This is a genomic window from Bradyrhizobium sp. LeoB3 (assembly GCF_055456055.1).
The window spans coordinates 1-337 of the sequence record NZ_JBVBEF010000417.1 but is presented as its reverse complement, the minus strand read 5'-3'; the positions used below and the strand labels follow the sequence as shown (position 1 = coordinate 337).

The following is a 337-nucleotide window of genomic DNA, read 5'->3' as shown; positions in this document are numbered from 1 at the left end:
ACCATGGATTCTCGGCGCTCCCCACAGCGGGTTGACGATGCTCATCTCGCGGATCAGCCGGCGAATTTCCAACGGTGTAGCTGGTCGGCCGCCGCGGTGCCGCGATTTCCAGCGCCAATACGCTCTGAAACCGGCACGGTGCCAACGGATGACGGTATCCGGCTTCACAATCGTCAGCGCCTTGATGGTATTTGGCACCAAACGAGACAGCCCAACAAAAATCAGGCGATCCATGGCACTGAAGGCCACTCTCTTCGGCACATGCCGTCGCTGGATGTTAAGTTGATGACGAAGGATCAGGATCTCGGCTTCCAACGAGACCCGCGACCGGAACAAT

1 protein-coding gene is annotated in these 337 nt (G+C 58.2%); it reads right to left on the bottom strand.

Translation table 11 applies throughout. The features are described from left to right. The coding region (locus tag ACZXDY_RS46565) for a hypothetical protein (RefSeq protein ID WP_464350113.1) at positions 1 to 315 on the bottom strand (315 nt) is incomplete at its 3' end. Positions 316 to 337 lie beyond the last annotated feature (22 nt).